This is a genomic window from Mordavella massiliensis (genome assembly GCF_016901695.1).
Taxonomy (GTDB): Bacteria; Bacillota; Clostridia; order Lachnospirales; family Lachnospiraceae; genus Claveliimonas; species Claveliimonas massiliensis_A.
Genome location: NZ_JACJKS010000001.1, coordinates 42,667 through 60,634 on the forward strand (window position 1 = coordinate 42,667; position 17,968 = coordinate 60,634).

Here is a 17,968-nt window from a genome sequence, read left to right on the forward strand (position 1 = left end):
TACTTTTTTCTCATTTCCTTACTTTCTTGCCGCCTCCCGGAACAGACGGTCCACGATATCGCATGCCGTGTGGTCGTTTCCGGTGAGACCGCCCTTGCCGACGATCGGGAGCCCGTCGTAGCTGCCTACCAGCCTTCCGATGTCTGTCTGGGCAATCACATAATCCATTACTTCTATGCACTCTACACCAAGCTGGTAACACACATTGACCATGGTGTCGCCACCTGTTGTATAAAGTCCTGCGATCTTGTCTCTGCCGCAGATCTCCAGGATCCTGGAGATGATGCTTCCGAGTCCGGCATTGATCCGGTTGGCGCTCATGCCGCCCGCGTAATGCCGCTTGTTGTCCTCCTTGTCCAGGTTGAGGAGTTCGCCGTGGAGGGCTGTCTCAAAGAGGATGGCCCTGGGCTGGTCCGCGCTGTTCAGAAGCTCCACCGCTTTGCCCACTGCCTTCTCCACTTCTTCCACTGCGATGTCGCCGCCCTCGATCAGGCTGACCGGGTCTACGCTGACGCGCACATGCCGGGGATCCTGACAGAGCACCTCCATCTGCTTCTTCGTCACAGGCGTGGCGCTTCCGGCTGCGATGAGGACGGTCTTGCCCGTCTCGTCCGCCTCCGGCGGGATGTTGGGCTCCTCCTCCTGGATCAGGTTCCGGTAGTAGGCCAGCTTGGATGTGAACGGGCCGGGATCTACCGCCACCACATTCCACTTCAGTTCAATGCAGGCCTTGGCGATCTCTTCCACGTCCTCGATCGTGATGCCGTCCACGACGATAACCTCGCCGCCGGCTTCCCTCGCCTCTTTCAGGGCGTCCCGGATGGCCTCCTCGCCCTTCAGGACTTTGTCGAGGGTCACGAGTTTTACCTGGCGCCTCGTCTGTCCGGACAAAAGCCGCGGTATGTAGTTCTCCCTCACAGGCGTGCGCACATCCTGCGCCACCGGCGTATTGATGAGAGCCACGCCGTCAATGACGGAGTAGCCGCCCACCAGGATCCGCCTGGACTGGGGCATGGCCGGCACAACGACCGCCACGCAGTCATCGTCCACCACATCCATCATGGCGTCGATCTCCACGCCCACGCCGCCCCGGAGGGTGGTGTCGATCCGCTTGGAGAAGTATTTCACGCCCATGCGCTTCAGCGCGCTTGTGGCTGATCTCACTTTGTCATACGCCTCGTTTGCCGGAAGGGAGCGGCTGTTGCTGCTGATGAGGATGGCGTCCAGCTCATTGACTCCCTCTCCCTTTAAGGCTGCCTCTTCATTAAAAAATACTGCTGTCCTTGCTTTTGACCTTGCAAGAAGTACACCTGTTGTTGTCGCGCCCGTCAGGTCATCTGCCACTGCTCCGATTAATGGCATTATCTCTCTCCCCTTTCGTGCTGTTTTGCCGCGTACTCTGCTACAACCTTCGTGGACTCGATCAGGCTGACGCAGCCGGCAATGCCTTTTCCTGCGATGTCAAATGCCGTGCCATGGTCCACGGAACTGCGGATGAAGGGAAGTCCGAAGGTCAGTGTTACGGATTTCTCAAAATCAAGTGTCTTGCAGGCGATGTGTCCCTGGTCGTGGTAGAGGGACAAGATCGCGTCATACTTGCCGGATTTTCCGATGTGGAATACGGAGTCCGCCGGGCAGGGGCCCACACAGTTGATGCCTCTCTCCTTCGCAGCCTCGACGGCAGGTCCGATCTGCGTGATCTCCTCGGTTCCGAACAGGCCGTGATCCCCGTTGTGGGGGTTCAGGCCAGCCACCGCGATGAGCGGATTCTCAATGCCGACTTTCCGGAGTTCCTTGTCGATGTTGATCACATCCTCCAGGATCACATCCTTTGTCGCATAGTGGCAGGCGTCCACAAGAGACATGTGGCGGCTCACGAAGAACACGCGCAGCTTGTGGCAGGAGAACATGGTCAGCGCATACGGGGAATGGGTCGCATTCTGATAGATCTCCGTATGTCCGGGCTCTTTTACACCCACCAGCTTGATGGCGCCCTTGTGGATGGGAGCGGTGGACACGGCGTCTACTTTCTTCGCCATGCCGAGCTCGATGGACTTCATGATCCAGTCCACAGCCATCTGGCCGGCCAGCTTCTGCTCCTTGCCCCACTCGATGGAGTCTGTGTCGTAGTCGCCTGTCTCCAGGATATCCACTGTGCCGAACTCGTACTTCGCCTCAGCGGGATCGCTGATCTTGTTGTACTTCAGTTCCTTGCCGAGTACTTTGGCGGCCCTCTCCATGATAGCCTGGCTTCCGATCACAAAAGGACGGCAGCATTCATGGATCTCCTTGTCCAGCATGGTGCCGACAACGATCTCCGGTCCGATACCCGCCGGATCCCCCATTGTAATTGCCGTTACAGGTCTGAATTTCTCACTCATTTTCCTCTTCCTTTCGTTTAGGTTTCGATTACCTTTTGTTTATGGTTTTATTTTATTCCTCTGCATTTTCTTTTTCAACACCTTTTTGTATTTTCAGTACAAATATATATTCTGCTCTTTCCCTTTTTGTGCATAATTCATAAGGTTTTTGCCCTGTTTTTTCGTTTTCTTTCGTTTCTTCGTTTTGTTATTTTTTTGACATGTTTTATCGGGTAAAATGTTGCTCTTTTCTTTCATTTCATCTATAATAAAGGCAGCAAGGATTTCAGAAAGAAAGGATGTAAGACATGAAAAAGAAACTGTATTTCGGAAGCAACTTAAAGATGTACAAGAACATCCAGGACACGGTCTCCTACCTCCAGGACCTTGTCTCCCTCACAAAGGACATCAGCCGGGACGAGATCGAGCTCTTCATCATCCCCTCCTACACCACGCTGGAGAGCGCCACGAAGAACGTGGACCGCTCCTTCGTGAAGCTGGGCGCCCAGAACATGTGCTGGGAGGAGCAGGGGCAGTTCACCGGCGAGATCTCCCCTCTCATGCTGAAGGAGCTGGGGCTTGACCTCGTCATGATCGGCCACTCCGAGCGGCGCCACGTCTTCGGCGAGACGGACGCGGAGGAGAACCTGAAGGTAAAGGCAGCCCTCTCCCACGGCTTCACCGCCCTTCTTTGCATCGGCGAGACGGCGCAGGAGAAGAATTTCGGCATCAGCCCGGAAGTGCTGCGCACCCAGCTGAAAGTCGGCTTCCACGACGTGGATCCCTCCCTCGCGCCCCGCATCTGGGTGGCTTACGAACCGGTGTGGTCCATCGGCGTGAACGGCACGCCTGCTTCCGCCGACTACGCGGAAGAGATGCACAAAGTCATCAAGGGCTGCCTCCTGGAGATCTTCGGCGACGCGGGCGCTGACATCCCGGTCCTCTACGGCGGCAGCGTGAACCCGGGCAACGCCAACGAGCTCATCGTGCAGCCCTCCATCGACGGCCTCTTTACAGGCAGGGCCGCATGGCAGGCGGACAAGTTCGATCGTCTGATCCGGGATGCAAAGAAGACATTCGAGGATACGTACGGAAAATAAATACTGCAGCGCAAAAAAGGCGGCCGGCCAGGGGAACCACATCCCTCTGGCCGGCCTTTTTCTACTCTCTCATCGCATTCTCCACCGCGTCCATCCTGCCTAAGATCTTCTCCCGGACTTCCTCGGAAAGAAGCCTTTTGTTGTACTTCCAGTACATGTCGCAGTCGTTCTCCTTCAGATACTGGACGCTGTAGTAGTTGGTGTTCAGCTCCGTCACAAAGGAGACCATCTCCTGGCTGTCGCCGAACGCCTCCTCCATAAAGTAAAAGGCGTTGTCAAGCGCCCGGCCGGTCCTCTCCACGATCTCCTCCCGGACAGCCGTCTCCTTTTCAAACTCCTCTCTCACCCGCTCAAACGCCCGCTCTCCGTCCGCCGGGCCGGTCAGATGCTCCTCCTTCAGGATCTGCACATATCGGTCCAGGGCGTCGTTCACCCGCCGCAGCATGTGGTCCGCCTCCTGCGTAAGCCTCTCCTGCCGCCGCAGCTCCCGCCACTCAGCCGCCGCGCCGTCCGCCGCTTCCCGGAGGCTTCCGCCTGCTTTGTATGCCTTCAGCCATCCGAAGAGCTTCGTCACATACCGGTCCGCCAGATAGCTTTCCCTGAACAGGCCGGCCAGCTTGCCAAGGAGCATGCCCACCACGCTGAGCCGCTCGTCAAAAGCCGCGTATCCGAGCTTTTCGATCGTCTCCCGGCTGTACACGCCCTCCAGGATCTTCTCCAGGCCGTAATCCTTCCTGTACTTGGCGAAGAGCTCCAGATAGTTTGCAAAATCTTTGGCGATCTTCCAGTGCTGGATGTACTGGTGGACCACCTCCCGGTCCGCCTTTTTCCCCACCGCCTCGCAGGCTTTCAGAAATTCGGACAGATCCTCCCAACCGCGGGCCGTGGCGAACACGCGGCCGTCCACCGTGGTCTCCATCCGGTAGAAGCAGTCCTTATGGATCTCCAGGTAGGCGAGGATCGCCGGATGGATATCCGCCTCGTAGGCGTACTCCCGCCACACACGGTAGTTCTCCTCCACATCGATGCGCCGGATCCGGTCCAGGGTCACCACGTCGAACTCCCGCACGGATTTGTTGTACTCCGGCGGGTTCCCGGCCGCCACGATGATCCACCCCTCCGGCACCTTCTGGTTGCCGAACGTCTTGCACTGGAGGAACTGGAGCATGGTGGGGGCCAGCGTCTCAGAGACGCAGTTGATCTCGTCAATGAAAAGGATCCCCTCCGAGAGGCCCGTCTCCTCCATCCGCTCATAGACGGAAGCGATGATCTCACTCATCGTGTACTCGGTCACGGAATAGGTCTTCCCGCCGTACTCCTTCTCCCGGATAAAGGGAAGACCGACGGCGCTCTGCCGGGTGTGGTGTGTGATCGTGTAGGACACAAGGGCGATCCCGCACTCCCTGGCGATCTGCTCCATGATCTGCGTCTTGCCGATGCCCGGCGGCCCCATCAGAAGGATGGGCCGCTGCCGGATGGCGGGGATCCTGTACGCCCCGTACGCGTCCTTTGCCAGATATGCCTCTATGGAATCTTTGATCTCCTGCTTTGCCCTCTTTATATCCATGCCTTCTCTCCTTTTTCTCCGGAATGTATGATATCCTCTTCCTCCAGGACCAGCTTCACCGCCCAGGGCGGCACCTCCCGGTCTTCATAGTCCTCCCCCAGGAAGACGAACGCCGTCTGATAGGGCGGCATCCCGGACGGGTAAACGCCCCGCCCGTCCGTAAAATAGAGCAGCCCCTTAAGCTGCCGGAACTCCTTTCTTTTAAGCAGTTCCCCCACGTAGGCGAAGGCGGGCCGGAAGTCCGTGCCGCCCTCCCCGTGCAGTTCCAGGTGCTCCATATATTCCTGCAGCTCCTCCCGGCACGTGATCTTCCGGTCCGACCGGACCTCGTCGTCGCACTGGATGATGTGAATGTTCACATGCCTGAAAAAGCTGTCCGCCTCGCTCAGCACCCCGTACGTCTCCTCCAGGAATTTTTTCACCAGCTCCCCGGAGCAGGACATGGAAGTGTCCACGACAATGACAAAATCCTCGATCTTCTTCGTCTCCTTCCACTCCTGGGGCTCGATGAGGGGCATGTTCCCGTAGAGGGACAGGCCGTAGCTGTAAAACACATAGTCAAAGGAATCCGGATCCACCGAGACCTCCTCCCGCAGCACGGCAAATTTCCGCAGGAACTCCCGGTAGTCGCAGCGCTCCCTGTTCTCCACCTTCAACTGTCCCAGGAGTCCGCCCGCGGCAGAGGACGCCTCTTTGGAGAAGGTCTCCAGCTCCGTCTCCATCCGCTCCGCCTGGTCCTGCCAGCGGTTCTCGATCTCCTGCTTCCGCTCCGGATCCTCATCCGCCGGCCAGTACCGGTGGGTATCCGCCCGGAACTCCCGCTCCAGATCAAAAAGTTTCCGCTCCGGCAGAGCCTGCCGCTCAAGCAAGGCGCAGATCTTCTCCGCCGTCAGCACCGCCATCTCCTCCCCGAGACGCCGGTATGTCTCCCGGCGCAGCCAGGATCTTCCCCTCCGGACCGCGCGCACATCCATGCTGTCGATCACGGACTCCGCCGCAATGTCGCAGGCCAGGTCCCACAGGCGCTCATCCCGGCCTCTTCTGCGGGTCAGGTGGCGGAAGATGCAGTGCAGCGTCATGTGCAGGTACAGCCTGCGAAGCTTTACGCAGTCCTCCCGGTAGAGGCCGCCGATGGGGCCCGGATCGTAGTACATGACAAAGCCGTCCGTCCCCGCCGGGTCCGCGTCCGCATCCATCTGAAAGACGAACGCAGACAGGGACACATCCAGAAAGCGCATGGCAAAGAACAGCTCGTTCCTCGTCCAGGCGAGGATCTCCCCGCCGATGCCGGCCAGCCGCTCCCGGATCTGTCTGTCCTTTTCTTCCCGTCTGCTCACGCTTCCATCCGTCATAGCTCAAACACCTTTTTTTGCCCCGGAAAGAGCCGCCTGCGCTCATCCAGCAGAAGTCCCAGGATCTCTGTCTTCTTCTCCCGGGCTGCCGCGTCCACTGTCTCCTCCAGTCCGCTTTTGTCCCAGTAGCCGGCCCGCCCGAAGAGCCGGAGAAGCCCTGTCTCCTCCCGCTGCACGCAGACCCGGCCCGCGCAGGAGATATGCTCTCTCACATAGGTTTCATACTGCTCCTTCGCCCCCGCCGACAGCCGGCAGGGCCACCCGAGCCGCAGAGCTGCCAGCCAGGCTGCGTCCGCCTCGCTCTCCTCGGCAACCGCCCGCGGGAAAAGCCGGTCATAGGCCGCAAAATCCAGTTCTTTGTTGTAGAAGCACTGCCGGTAATCCCCGCCGGAGCCGTGGTAGTGCGTCTCCAGGATCCGGGCAGGCGTGTTCTCCACCGCCTCCTCGAAGTGCTCCGGGAAAAAGACCCGGGCTTCCCCGGCATCCCCCTCCCCGCGAAACACCAGCCGCACATCCAGAGCGTACCTCTGTTCATCCAGAATAAACTTGAGGGCTGATCTCATCCCGTCACGGAACCGGATCTCCAGCCGCTCCAGCCGGCAGCCGTTGAAGGCGCCGGATCCCACGTCCGCCAGGGCGTCCGAAAAAACCAGTTCCCTCAACCGAAAGCATCTGTAAAAGGCATAATTCCCGATCTGCTCCATAGAGCCGGGCAGGCACACCCGGACCGCCGCAGTCCTGGCGAAAGCATAGGCCGCCGCCCACCGGACCGGCTCACCGCACACCTGCTCCGGGATGCGGATCTCCTCCAGGTCCGGCGCCTGCTCCAGCCGGACGCCTCCCTTCTCCCGCCTGTAGCGGGCTCCGTCCAGGCAGATACCGTCCTGCCCGGGCACTGTTACTGTCTCCATCTGTCTGTCCCTGTCTACTCCTGCTCTTTTTCCTTCTTTTCTTCCATCTGCCTGCGCACCGCCTCATGCTCCCGCACCAGCTCATCGTGGAGCTCCAGGGAATTCCAGTGCATATTGGTGGGCGTCAGGGCCGCCTTCAGCGGGATCCGGATCCCCTCCCTGCGGAAGTAGGCAAGCATCTGGTCCATCTGCGGATCCGTCAGGCCGCAGATGACCAGCATCTCCCCGTCAAATCCTTCCCCGTCGTAGACCGCGTCCGTCCGGCTGATATCAGCGATGCCCGACATGGCCCCCACCGGCTGCAGGTAATCCTCTTTCCGCACAGACCGGATCTTGATCCCCATGAGGACGAAGATAAATTTTACCTTATCCGCCCGCTCTTTATCTGTAAAATTGTATAACAACACACTTCCTCTTACTGCCATAACACAACGCCTCCCTTTGCGTCTTATGCTGTTCCATCTGCTGCTTTCCCTTCCGGCATGCGAAAAGGCGGATGCATACTCTATATGATGTATGTACCCGCCTACTAGTATAGCAGATATTGCGCCTATGTGAAGGTTTTTTTGATCCAGTCCTGCAGGATCCGCGGAAGATCAGCGCCGGGATTTTCCAGAACCCCCAGGGCTTCACAAACCTTCGCCCCAGGACAGAGCCTTGCGATCTCCCGGCCAAAATCGCAGGACACACCGCCGCAATGGGAATAAAACGGCATAATCATCTTACCAGATAAATCATGTTTCGCCAGCCAGGACGCCAACGGCGGTGCTATATGGCCACACCAGTTTGGAGAACCCGCAAAAATTACCGAATATGGTTTTGGATTACTGGTCCCCGGCAATAAACGCGGATGATATCCTGTCTGTATTTCCTTTCTGACTTGCTCAAGCAGTTCCGGAAACGCCATCGGATATGGCTGCCAGGGATAGATCTCGCACCAGTCTGCGCCTGTAAGCGTTTGAATTTCCCGTGCGATCCGGTGTGTATGGCCGGTGTAGGAATAGGATACTATAAGATATTCCTTCATTTTTTCTGTTTCCTGCCATAAGACATACACTTACCGATGACATCGCCGGTGCGCAGGTACTCGTAGGTGGGCATTTCAAAGAGGACTGGTTTGAGGGCGCGGTAATTGATCCTGCCAGCTTCGTCCAGCACATTCTCCTTGGCATAGGTGGCGTCGATCGTGCAGATAAAGCTCTCAAACCCTTTGGTCTCATACACATTCTCCACACTGCATACCATGGTCACCGGAGCCGCCTGGATCATCGGCACACCGGTGTCGTCTACCACATAATCAAACAACGTGGATTTGTCCTCCTTGCTGCCGCTGACGCAGCCGGAGTAGTCCGCCTCCGGCAGCAGGGCTTCATCCACAAGATTGATGGAGAGTTTCTTATTTTCCTTGATGCCCTTGTTTGTATAGTGGGAGCTGGCCAGGCTGACCATCACATGGTCGTGACCGATAATGCCGACATGGCCGGCCAGCAGCCAGTTGGGCTTGCCGTCCACCATGGCTCCTACGATCACAAGGGGCGTGGGATACAACGCTACTGCATTTCCGATTTTCTGTTTCATGATCTATATTCCCTCCTGAAACATATGTGTTTTTATAGAATACTTTTTGATTTACGACAGTTCCTTGTTTTCATCCCGTAGTAGACCAGAAAAACAAAAGTCCCCATCATAGCAAGATAATCCAGATAAAACAGCAGGATCGGTTCGCTGAAATCCAGGAACACAAACCGGGTGCGAACCAGCATATACGTGAGCAGATCACGCCGGACAAATGCGGTCAATCCGTAAAGCGCAACCCCGCCGCTTAAAACAGGCAGGAGCACCTGCCGGATACGGGAAGGCTGACGCAGGCGCAGAACTTTGCCTGCAAGGCCCACGAACATTCCCCAGTGCAGACCAAAATGGAACGCCATCAGCACAAAACCCCAGTGGGACGCCGCCATGTGCAAAAGCCTGGCAAAGGACATCCCGGCCCCGGCCCACTCGTGCGCCGCATCGCCCCAGAACTGGTAGCCCATCAGGAACAGCAGCGCAAGCGTCATCAGAATGTCTATGCAGATTTTGCAGATTGCTTTTGGCTTCACTTGCATATCCTCCCGCTCCTGCTGTTATTTCAACCGGTTCCCAAGACTGTACGCCTGCTGGGGATATTGGGAGTGCTGCGTCATGGAAGGCGTGCCGCAGCCATAGCCAAGCACCATGCCTATATCCTCCAGGTTCAGATAGCGCACCAGGGTTTTATAATGGGCTTCCAGCGCCTCAAAGGTCCAGTCATCACTGTTCCAGGCCGCTGTCAGCAGGGCAGACTTCATGTGTTTGCGCTGGAGGGAACTGTTGAACGCGCAGAAGCGGTCGATCATGGTTTTTAACTGGGCGCTCATCCCGTAGTAGTAAAGGGGCGTGACAAACACCAGCATATCCGCGGCAAGGATTGTTTTGCGGACGGCCTCCACGTCATCCTTCTGCACGCAGGGTCCCTCATATCCGCAGTGGATACACCCCGTACAGGGGTGGATATCAGCGTGGGCTGTGTCCACGATCTCCACGCTGTGCCCGGCTTCCTCCGCCCCCTGACGGAAGCAGTCCGCCAGCAGATTGGAAGAACCGTTTTTGTTGGGGCTGCCCTCCAAAACAACGATTTTCATAGCAAGTGCCTCCTTTACTTCATTTCCTTTTCCCAGTAACGGATCACATCCAGCTTCATCTCATCAGCCAGCCGGTCCATCCGAATAATTTCATTCTCAGACAATGCTAATTTCGCTGCCCCGGCTGCATCCTTCACTTGATACACTTTGGTAACACCGATGATGGGCAGAGTTCCCTTAGCAATGGCCCATGCCACCGGAATCTGCGCTGCCGCCACATCGTGGGCGTCTGCGATCTCTTTCAGACAGGCATTCAGCTTTTCCAGTTTGGACAGCATAGGATTATAGACTGCCCCCCGGTCAGAATCTGCCGGGAAGGGATGCGCCGTGTCATATTTGCCGGAAAGCGCCCCCTGTTCCAGCACCATGTAGGCATAAAAAGTGATGCCTTTCTCCTTGCAGTAATCCAGAATGCCGGAGGTTTCCGACGAACGGTTCAGCAGGCTGTAATGGTTCTGAATGGCCGAAATTTTCAGCCCCTCCGCCTCCAGAATGGCCGCAGCCTCCTTGATCTCCGCAAGGTTGTGGTTGGAAAGGCCGATCTGCCCGATTTTTCCGGACTTGGCAAGGGGGATCAGTTTGCGGGTCCATTCCGGTGCGCCCACTGGGTTGTGAATCCAGTAGACGTCCATCGTCTCCACCCCCAGCAGGGCAGCGCTGGTGTCAAACATGGCCGTCACTGCGTTCTCGGCACCCGGATCGGCGCACTGGGGCGTGAATTTATCCGAAATAAGGTAACTGTCGCGGGGCACCGTGCGCAGAAACTCACCCAGCACTTTTTCCGAAGTGCCCATACCATAGGCATAAGCGGTGTCCCACAAATTCAGTCCTTCTTTCATCGCCGCATCAAAGACAGGGCGCAGGTCGGCAGCCGTCAGACTGCCTCCAAAGGTGCCATCGTTTCCCCAGGCCCATGCACCAAGGGCGATTTTAGGAAATATTTTTTTCTGTTCCATATGTTTCCCTCCGATTTGGTCAATTTTCTTTTAACAGGTTTTTGCATGTATTCAGCGCATTAAACAGACGGGGAATACCCATATAGCCGCTGGCATGGACCAGGGCGCAGACCATTTCCTCTTTGGTGTTGCCTGCTTTCAGCGCGCCCTCCACATGACTTTCCAGTTGCACCTCCGCGCCGCCCAGGGCCGCCAGCAGCACCACGGTCATCAGTTCGCGGGTCTTGCCGTCCAGGCCGGCGCGGGTGTTAAAATCCCCAAAACACAGTTCGGTAAGGAACCGTGGCACAGCTTTGGCAAACTCGCCCGGCAGCCAGGTGTAGCGGTCGGCGATCTCGTCCCCATAGAGGGGCGCCTGGATTTCCAGCCCTTTCTGATAACGCTCATCCTCTCTCCCGCCGGTCAGTGTCTTTTGACTGGGCAGCGGCAGCTCAATGCCGTTCTCCGCGAACACTCCGTTCATGGCGCTGATGGCGTTGAGCGTTTTGGGAAAGCCGATAAAGGGCGCGCACTGGTAAACCGCCTCCCGGATCTCCACCGGCGTGCAGCCGGCGTTGAGGCTGGCCTGCACGTGGGCTTTGATCTGGGGCAGGGCACTAAGCGCGGTCAGTACGGTGACTGTGACCAGCTCTCTCATGCGGTTGTCTAGGCTGCCGGTATAGCAAACATCTCCAAAAATGTAGCCCTGCAGGATCTGCATAAATTCGCCGTCCGTTCCTTCATCCCCAGCGGCATGGCTGTGAAACAGCTCCTGCATTTTCTGTTCTGTTCTTTCTTTTCGGTTCATGATAGATTCCCTCCTATTGTTCTGCAATTTCAATCGTGATCGTTCCGGATATGATCCCAGACTGTTCACCCAGGACCGGATCTCCTCTTCCTTGCTTTGTTTTCTGCTTTTATTATAGGAGCCCCTATCTTTAATGTCTAATGCTTATAATACATGCTTATCCATGTATTTTTCGCATGGATAATGCAAAAAATATCCAGGTGGGTTGCTTGGCCAAAACCTCTGAAAAACAGAGCAAAAAACCATGAAGTTACAATGCAACTCCATGGTTTCTTTTTTTTCTGATCCTTAGAGGGAACATCTGTGACAGCATCCGATCCGAGTGGTTACAGATCCGTTTCAGGCACGTAATCCGCAGCAACATTTTCTTCCACATCATCCTCCGTAGAATACTCCTGCACCGGCATCCGGCTCTTGGCAAAGCGGAACAGATACTCGATCCGCCGCTTGACCGATCCTTCGATCGCGCGGATACGGGCTTCATCCATATACTCTTCCGCTCCTTCTGCGGTCAGTACACTCTCAATCAGTCTGTCTGCATCTTCCAACCGGTCAAAATCAATCCAGCTAAAATCAGACACCAGCTTTAACTGCTCTGTATGGTGATTCTTGAAAGGCTTACAGACTACATCCTTCTCCGCGTGTATCTGCATGGGCGTCTTATCATAGCCCAGGGATGAACCGCTGTCATAAATTGGTGCGAAACCAATCCATTTCAGGGTTTCCGCCTCCCTCAACATACCGAAATTGTTAAAATGCCGGTCTTCATTGGCGATAATATAGTCCAACACGATCATGCGGTCAAGAAAGGGAATGGCATCCTGAATGCCAAGCTCTTCGCAGCAGTTTATAAAATGCTGATACACCGAGACATTGTTGCTCTTTTTCTGCGTCTTGAGGATGCGCCATGCCGGAACCAGCTCTGTATCTCTTGTAATAAAATCTTTGCACACACTGTACGGCGCACCTCTGTTCCAGATGACTTCATACGATACATGAGGAATGCCTAGGCGTTCCATAATCCCGGCAGCAATAACCTCATTAAAGGGTTGCTGCCTAAACGGGTTACTTCCGCCTTTTACCAGGCACCGTTTCCCGTCTATAATCTTCCAGCGTTTTTTCAGATTACCGTCTGAAGTATTATCCGGAGATGAAAAATCCAAAACATCTGCTTTCTTTTCCGCTCCGAACAGGACATCGCCAATATCGTCTGAAAAACCATGATCAAAAAAATTGACGGAGTCCCAGGTCAGGCTGGCGTCTTCCGGACAGATCCAGTACTGATCCGACAGGCTCAGTCCATAACAGCGCACCAGAAGCATTTTTGTGCTGGTTATCTCCAAGGTTTCCAGCGCCTTTCGGACACCGGACCGGCTGGCCGGGATAGACCGGTCTGCCCACCACTCATTTAACGCTGCACGGTCAACAACACCTTTTTTGACTGCAATTCCAACAGGGAAATGCTCTGGTACATAGACCCTGCCAACCTTTTGTATAAAACCGGTAGCGTCATCCAATTCTATCTCCGCCACAGCGATCCGTTTATGCATGAAAGTACACTTCAAACCGCTCACCTCATTTCGCTTTCTGAACATTGATGATAATAGATGGATTATACCCTCTTTTGATCCCCTCCGTCAACGGAGTGATCCACACAAATAATCATTCCATTTTCGCCCGCAGCAGGTTGATCTCCTGAATAAACAGAGAAGCCGCCGGGGAGAACAGGTTATTCTTTTTCCACACAAGCACACTGTGGGTCATCCGCCGCGGCTCCAGCGGGATAAAGCGCAGATGGGGATCGCTGCGGATCGCCAGCGCGCCATCCATACAGAACGCACACCCCAGTCCTTCCGCCACCAGCAGGGCTGCATTGGAAAGCAGCGTATAAAACAGCGGAATTGTGAGTTCCTTTTCTTCCCTTCCCAGCCAGTGGAGGATCTCCACGCGGATGTTCTCCCGCAGCGGCAGGATAAGCGGATACGGCGCAACATCCTCCGCTGTCAGAGACTGCTTTTGCGTCAGCGGGTGATCATCCCGCACAAGAAGCCCCCAGGTATCCTGCTGGGACAGACGGACATAATCGAACTTTGTCACATCCACAGGTTCCAGCAAAAGACCGATATCCACCAGCCCTTTATCCAGCCGGTCCCTGATATTATCCACGGTCTCATTGTAGAGGGTGAACTGCACCGCAGGGTATTTCTGCGAAAATTCTTTGATGAGCTTTGCCAGCGTCTGGCTGCCCACCGCTTCCGACGCGCCGATCACCACCATGCCGCCGATATCGCTGTGCCTCTGTGTGAAGTTCTTTTCCAGACGGTTCGCCAGTTCGATGATCTCCTGCGCCCGCTGGCGGAAGAAAATGCCGTCATCGGTCAGGGTCAGTCCGTTTTTGCCCCGCTGTACCAGCGTCACGCCAAGTTCCCGCTCCAGATCCATGATCTGCCGGCTCAGCGTCGGCTGGGTCACATGCAGGATGTCCGCCGCTCTTGTGATATTCTCTTCCTGCGCCGCCGCCAGAAAATAGCGGAGTGTACGAAGTTCCAAAGTTACACCTCCCCGCGTCTGCGATTGGTTTCTTTTTCAAATCTGTCGTCTATCTGTATATCATACCAAATTCCGGGCGGAATTGACAGACCTGTTTCCCTGTGATCCAATCACCGGGTGCAGGGGTGCAGATACCTTTGTCTCCACAACCGTCTTTTACGAAAGCCGGTCGTATTCCTCGTCCGTCACCGGCTCCAGCCACTCATTGGACATGTGCTTGTCCAGGGAGGCCTTGAGCGATTCCACGGTCTCTGCAATCACGATCAGTTGCTCTTCCGTGCAGGAGTCGTGCACCTCGATTGTCTACGATACTACGTTCGGAGGCTTTCAGGGACTCGCCACCGTAGTCGAGGATGTGACAACGGAATTTACGTGGAACACTGTCGACACTGAGGGAATCGAGGTAGGGGTAATCCACTTTGTCGGTGTCATGACAAAACGATTTAATCCAGCCTCATTTTTAACCGCCTCGAATTGCACACGGTTAAAATCTGGATTATGCAATTCTTCCCATACGCCTAAAAACTCAATCGTATTTCTATTTCGCATCCAGTTTTGAATCACAAATCGCGGGTCGTCCTCATTTCGATATTTTGCAATATCCGTTAATGAAATAAATTCATTTTCAAAATTTGTAGTATAGTTTCCTATGTCAATACCTTTTGCATGGATAGTCTCCTTAACAATTTTCGCCATAAGTATCCTCCTCTCCCCACATTTCCCGATATGCTTCGATGTAAAACCTAATACAGTCAGGATATACATCCAAATACTTTCTGCATACCCTTTTGTACAATCCCAGCATTTTTTCATCACACACAAAGTCCAGCAAATAATCCAACAAATGTGACAATTCATCTTCCGACACCGTTCTGCTGCACACATCTTCGACCAACGGCAAATAAACCTCATAGGCTTTCTGATGTAATTGGACTATCTGCTCTGCAATCCGGTAAGTATTTTCATCCATTAGATTACCTCAAAATGCTTAAGCGCCTCCGTTATCGCTTCTGTCTTTTCTTTCGCCGGACGTTTCCTCGGCTGTTTTAACTCCTCTGTCGCATTGGGCGCACCATACATTGTCAGTCCCAGAGACCTTTTCACTTCTGCAATCGCATCCAAGGATATCTTATCATCGCCTTATCCAAATTCTACTTTTACACCGTCTGGAGATTTGTGGGACAAAAGCACTACCGTCTCAATATGATTATCATTGTCCAAACTCGTATTTAGTCTAACTATTCCCTTTTTCCTTCGCTATGCTTTGAATATTTTTAATGCTTTCCAAATATTCCTCTTCAACCGGTGACAAATTCTGTGCCTGATATTTTCTATACTCTTCTGTTGCCTTCTCAATTGCCTGCGCATGGCTGATTGTACCTGCACCCTGCAGCACCTTTTCCCCTGTAGTTTTCAAAACATTATCAAGATGCTCCACATAATCTGACATATACATAGGATGATGACGCATAGCCTGAATTTCCGCGAAATCAAAATATCCTGATACAATATTATTCAATATTTTTAATTCTTCATCATTAAGGTAATTCTTTGCAATGCCTATATCCTTTAAAGCAGGAAAGTCACCAGAAAAACTCTTTAATCCCATGAAAGGCTGACTCGCATCCGCACGCTCGTATACAACCTCTGCTGCTGTATGTCCGTGTGCTGCATAATGCAATTTGTTCTGCACCATTTTAAAAAAAGCAATAGATTCACTACTCTTAGGATCATAGTCAACACTCGTTGCATAAAGGTCAAGAACCTGCCGGTACATCACCTTTTCAGACGAACGTATATCCCGTATGCGGTCTAACAGTTCTTTCCAGTAGTTACCGCCGCCCAGACTTTTTAGCCGATCATCATCCATTGTAAAGCCTTTTATCATATATTCTTTTAGGCGTTCAGTAGCCCACCGCCGAAAATTTGTAGCAATTTTTGATTTTACTCTATACCCAAGAGAAATAATCATATCAAGATTATAGTGTGTTGTATTATAGTTTTTCCCATCAGCCGCAGTTGTTCGGAATTTCCGAACAACTGAAGATTCCTCTAGTTCACCCTCTTCAAAAATGTGTTTAATATGCTCACTGATATTAGATTTACTCGTTTGATAGAGTTTGCATAATTGCGCCTGTGTAAGCCAAACGGTTTCATCTTCAAATTTAACATCGATTTTTGTATGACCATCATCCGTTTGATATATGAGGATTTCGCTTCCAACAGTATCGAAACTGCCTTTTTTGTCCTCCACCATTCACTCCTCCATTTCATTAATTTCTATCGAGTTCTCCCATTTCCAATTCCACTTCAATATGTTTATCCGATTTAAGTTTGGAAAGCAACACTACCGTCTCCACATGCACCGTCTGCGGAAACATATCCACAGGCCGCACTCTCGTCAATTCATACCCGTTCTCCCGCAGGTATTTCACATCCCGCCCCAGGGTTGCCGGATCGCAGCTCACGTACACGATCCGCTCCGGCTGCATGCGGACCATTGTCTCCAGCACGATCTGCTCACAGCCCTTCCGAGGAGGATCCACCACGATCACGTCCGCCGACACACCGTACTTTGCATACTGATCCGGAAGCACTTCCTCCGCTTTTCCCACGTAGAAGGACGCATTTGTGATCTCGTTGAGCGTGGCATTCTTTTTCGCATCCTCTATGGCCTGGGGCACGATCTCCACACCGTATACCCGGCCGGCCCTCTGCGCCAGGAAAAGCGAGATCGTGCCGATGCCGCAGTAGAGATCCCACACCGTCTCCTTCCCGGTCAGGCCGGCGAACTCCAGGGCCGCGCCGTAGAGTTTTTCCGTCTGTACAGGATTGACTTGGAAGAAGGAAAGCGGTGAGATACGGTACCGGATGTCTCCGATGAGGTCCGTGATATAATCCTGCCCCCATACCGTGCGGATGTCTCCTCCCATGATCACATTCGTGCGCTCCCGGTTGATACTGTATGTAACGCTCGTCATGCCGGGAATCCGGCACAGCCGCTCCGCCAGCACACTGCTGTTTGGAATGGCAGCGCCATTGATGACAAGACAGACCATGATCTCCCCGGTCCGGAACCCCTTGCGGATCAGGATGTGGCGCACCAGTCCGCTGTGCGTTTCCTCATCGTACGGTTGGATCCCGTACTCCTCCATAAAAGAAAGCACCACCTGCAGGATCTCCCGGTTTTCTTTTGCGCCGAGCGCGCAGTCCATCTCCGGGAGGGAAATGATCTGGTGAGTCCTGCCCGCATAGAATCCGGCTGTCAGGCGTCCCTCCCGATCCCGCCCGACAGGATACTGGGCCTTGTTCCGATAGCGGAAGGGTTCCTCCATTCCCACAATATCTTCCATCACCGTATCGAGCAGATCTTCCGGCACCCCGCCCAGCCGCAGGAGACTGTTCTTCACCTTGGCCTTCTTAAAAGCAAGCTGCTCTTCGTAGGCCATCTCCTGGATCTGACACCCGCCGCACCGGCGGGCCTCCGGGCACCTGGCATTTTGGCGTGCCATCGAAGGCGTAAGAATATTCAGCAACTTTGCATAACCATAGTTCTTCTTCATCTTCATGATCCTGGCTTCCACCACATCGCCAATAATCGCATCTTTAATAAAAAGAGCGCATCCGTTTACCTTCCCGATGCCCTCTCCGCCAGCGCCCATGTCCTCGATCTCCACAGTCACCAATTGATTCTTCTGCATACACTCTTGCATAAATATACC

The 17,968-nt window shown here is 54.1% G+C and carries 20 protein-coding genes; 1 reads left to right on the top strand and 19 read right to left on the bottom strand.

Annotated elements, in window-relative coordinates; genetic code table 11:
* Window positions 1–18 precede the first annotated feature (18 nt).
* Together H6A20_RS00260 and pdxA are read right to left on the bottom strand one after the other, a co-directional pair.
* The gene (locus tag H6A20_RS00260; protein ID WP_204905159.1) at window positions 19–1,362 is read right to left on the bottom strand and encodes a four-carbon acid sugar kinase family protein; all 1,344 of its coding nucleotides are present in this window, start codon (window positions 1,360–1,362) and stop codon (window positions 19–21) included.
* Window positions 1,362–2,381, bottom strand: a complete 1,020-nt coding sequence (pdxA, locus tag H6A20_RS00265) for a 4-hydroxythreonine-4-phosphate dehydrogenase PdxA (RefSeq protein WP_204905160.1) — start codon at window positions 2,379–2,381, stop codon at window positions 1,362–1,364. The genes H6A20_RS00260 and pdxA overlap by 1 nt, the downstream gene beginning before the upstream one ends.
* A 287-nt stretch (window positions 2,382–2,668) precedes the next feature.
* Between pdxA and tpiA the strand changes: the two genes are divergently transcribed.
* Window positions 2,669–3,460 carry a triose-phosphate isomerase gene (gene tpiA / locus H6A20_RS00270; RefSeq protein ID WP_204905161.1) on the top strand — a complete coding sequence of 264 codons (792 nt, stop codon included), beginning with the start codon at window positions 2,669–2,671 and terminating at the stop codon, window positions 3,458–3,460.
* A gap of 61 nt (window positions 3,461–3,521) precedes the next feature.
* Here tpiA and H6A20_RS00275 read toward each other — a convergent pair whose 3' ends face one another.
* The 17 genes from H6A20_RS00275 to rlmD form a co-directional block, all read right to left on the bottom strand.
* Window positions 3,522–5,027, bottom strand: coding sequence for an AAA family ATPase (locus H6A20_RS00275; RefSeq protein ID WP_204905162.1), 1,506 nt, complete (start codon window positions 5,025–5,027; stop codon window positions 3,522–3,524).
* Window positions 5,018–6,379 (bottom strand): vWA domain-containing protein, encoded by a 1,362-nt coding sequence (locus tag H6A20_RS00280; protein ID WP_204905163.1) that lies wholly within the window; start codon window positions 6,377–6,379, stop codon window positions 5,018–5,020. Before H6A20_RS00280 ends, H6A20_RS00275 begins: the two co-directional genes overlap by 10 nt.
* Window positions 6,376–7,290, bottom strand: coding sequence for a leucine-rich repeat protein (locus H6A20_RS00285; RefSeq protein WP_204905164.1), 915 nt, complete (start codon window positions 7,288–7,290; stop codon window positions 6,376–6,378). The genes H6A20_RS00280 and H6A20_RS00285 overlap by 4 nt, the downstream gene beginning before the upstream one ends.
* 14 nt (window positions 7,291–7,304) lie before the next feature.
* A complete protein-coding gene (locus tag H6A20_RS00290; RefSeq protein ID WP_204905165.1) occupies window positions 7,305–7,715 on the bottom strand; it encodes a DUF3783 domain-containing protein in 411 nt (136 codons plus the stop codon).
* A gap of 125 nt (window positions 7,716–7,840) precedes the next feature.
* Complete coding sequence (locus H6A20_RS00295; protein ID WP_204905166.1) at window positions 7,841–8,317, bottom strand: flavodoxin; 477 nt, start codon at window positions 8,315–8,317, stop codon at window positions 7,841–7,843.
* Entirely contained in the window at window positions 8,314–8,868 is a 555-nt protein-coding gene (locus H6A20_RS00300; protein ID WP_204905167.1) for a flavin reductase family protein, read from the bottom strand. The genes H6A20_RS00295 and H6A20_RS00300 overlap by 4 nt, the downstream gene beginning before the upstream one ends.
* Before the next feature lie 32 nt (window positions 8,869–8,900).
* Complete coding sequence (locus H6A20_RS00305) at window positions 8,901–9,398, bottom strand: DUF4405 domain-containing protein (RefSeq protein ID WP_207750341.1); 498 nt, start codon at window positions 9,396–9,398, stop codon at window positions 8,901–8,903.
* An 18-nt stretch (window positions 9,399–9,416) separates the two neighbouring features.
* Window positions 9,417–9,953: a flavodoxin family protein gene (locus tag H6A20_RS00310; protein ID WP_204905168.1), complete on the bottom strand. Its 537-nt coding sequence runs from the start codon at window positions 9,951–9,953 to the stop codon at window positions 9,417–9,419.
* A 14-nt stretch (window positions 9,954–9,967) separates the two neighbouring features.
* Entirely contained in the window at window positions 9,968–10,909 is a 942-nt protein-coding gene (locus H6A20_RS00315) for an aldo/keto reductase (protein WP_204905169.1), read from the bottom strand.
* Window positions 10,910–10,928: 19 nt separating this feature from the next.
* On the bottom strand, window positions 10,929–11,696 hold the full coding sequence (locus H6A20_RS00320) for a carboxymuconolactone decarboxylase family protein (RefSeq protein ID WP_204905170.1): 768 nt from the start codon (window positions 11,694–11,696) through the stop codon (window positions 10,929–10,931).
* Window positions 11,697–12,022: 326 nt separating this feature from the next.
* Window positions 12,023–13,246 (bottom strand): HipA domain-containing protein, encoded by a 1,224-nt coding sequence (locus H6A20_RS00325; protein WP_204905171.1) that lies wholly within the window; start codon window positions 13,244–13,246, stop codon window positions 12,023–12,025.
* 112 nt (window positions 13,247–13,358) lie between these two features.
* Window positions 13,359–14,246 carry a LysR family transcriptional regulator gene (locus H6A20_RS00330; RefSeq protein WP_204905172.1) on the bottom strand — a complete coding sequence of 296 codons (888 nt, stop codon included), beginning with the start codon at window positions 14,244–14,246 and terminating at the stop codon, window positions 13,359–13,361.
* Window positions 14,247–14,573: 327 nt separating this feature from the next.
* The gene (locus H6A20_RS00335; RefSeq protein WP_204905173.1) at window positions 14,574–14,942 is read right to left on the bottom strand and encodes a KilA-N domain-containing protein; all 369 of its coding nucleotides are present in this window, start codon (window positions 14,940–14,942) and stop codon (window positions 14,574–14,576) included.
* On the bottom strand, window positions 14,926–15,216 hold the full coding sequence (locus tag H6A20_RS00340; RefSeq protein ID WP_204905174.1) for a hypothetical protein: 291 nt from the start codon (window positions 15,214–15,216) through the stop codon (window positions 14,926–14,928). Before H6A20_RS00340 ends, H6A20_RS00335 begins: the two co-directional genes overlap by 17 nt.
* Complete coding sequence (locus H6A20_RS13830) at window positions 15,216–15,368, bottom strand: hypothetical protein (protein ID WP_338106516.1); 153 nt, start codon at window positions 15,366–15,368, stop codon at window positions 15,216–15,218. The genes H6A20_RS00340 and H6A20_RS13830 overlap by 1 nt, the downstream gene beginning before the upstream one ends.
* Window positions 15,369–15,480: 112 nt before the next feature.
* A complete protein-coding gene (locus H6A20_RS00350; protein WP_204905175.1) occupies window positions 15,481–16,503 on the bottom strand; it encodes a virulence RhuM family protein in 1,023 nt (340 codons plus the stop codon).
* A gap of 16 nt (window positions 16,504–16,519) precedes the next feature.
* Window positions 16,520–17,959 (bottom strand): 23S rRNA (uracil(1939)-C(5))-methyltransferase RlmD, encoded by a 1,440-nt coding sequence (gene rlmD, locus H6A20_RS00355; protein ID WP_243426066.1) that lies wholly within the window; start codon window positions 17,957–17,959, stop codon window positions 16,520–16,522.
* Window positions 17,960–17,968 lie beyond the last annotated feature (9 nt).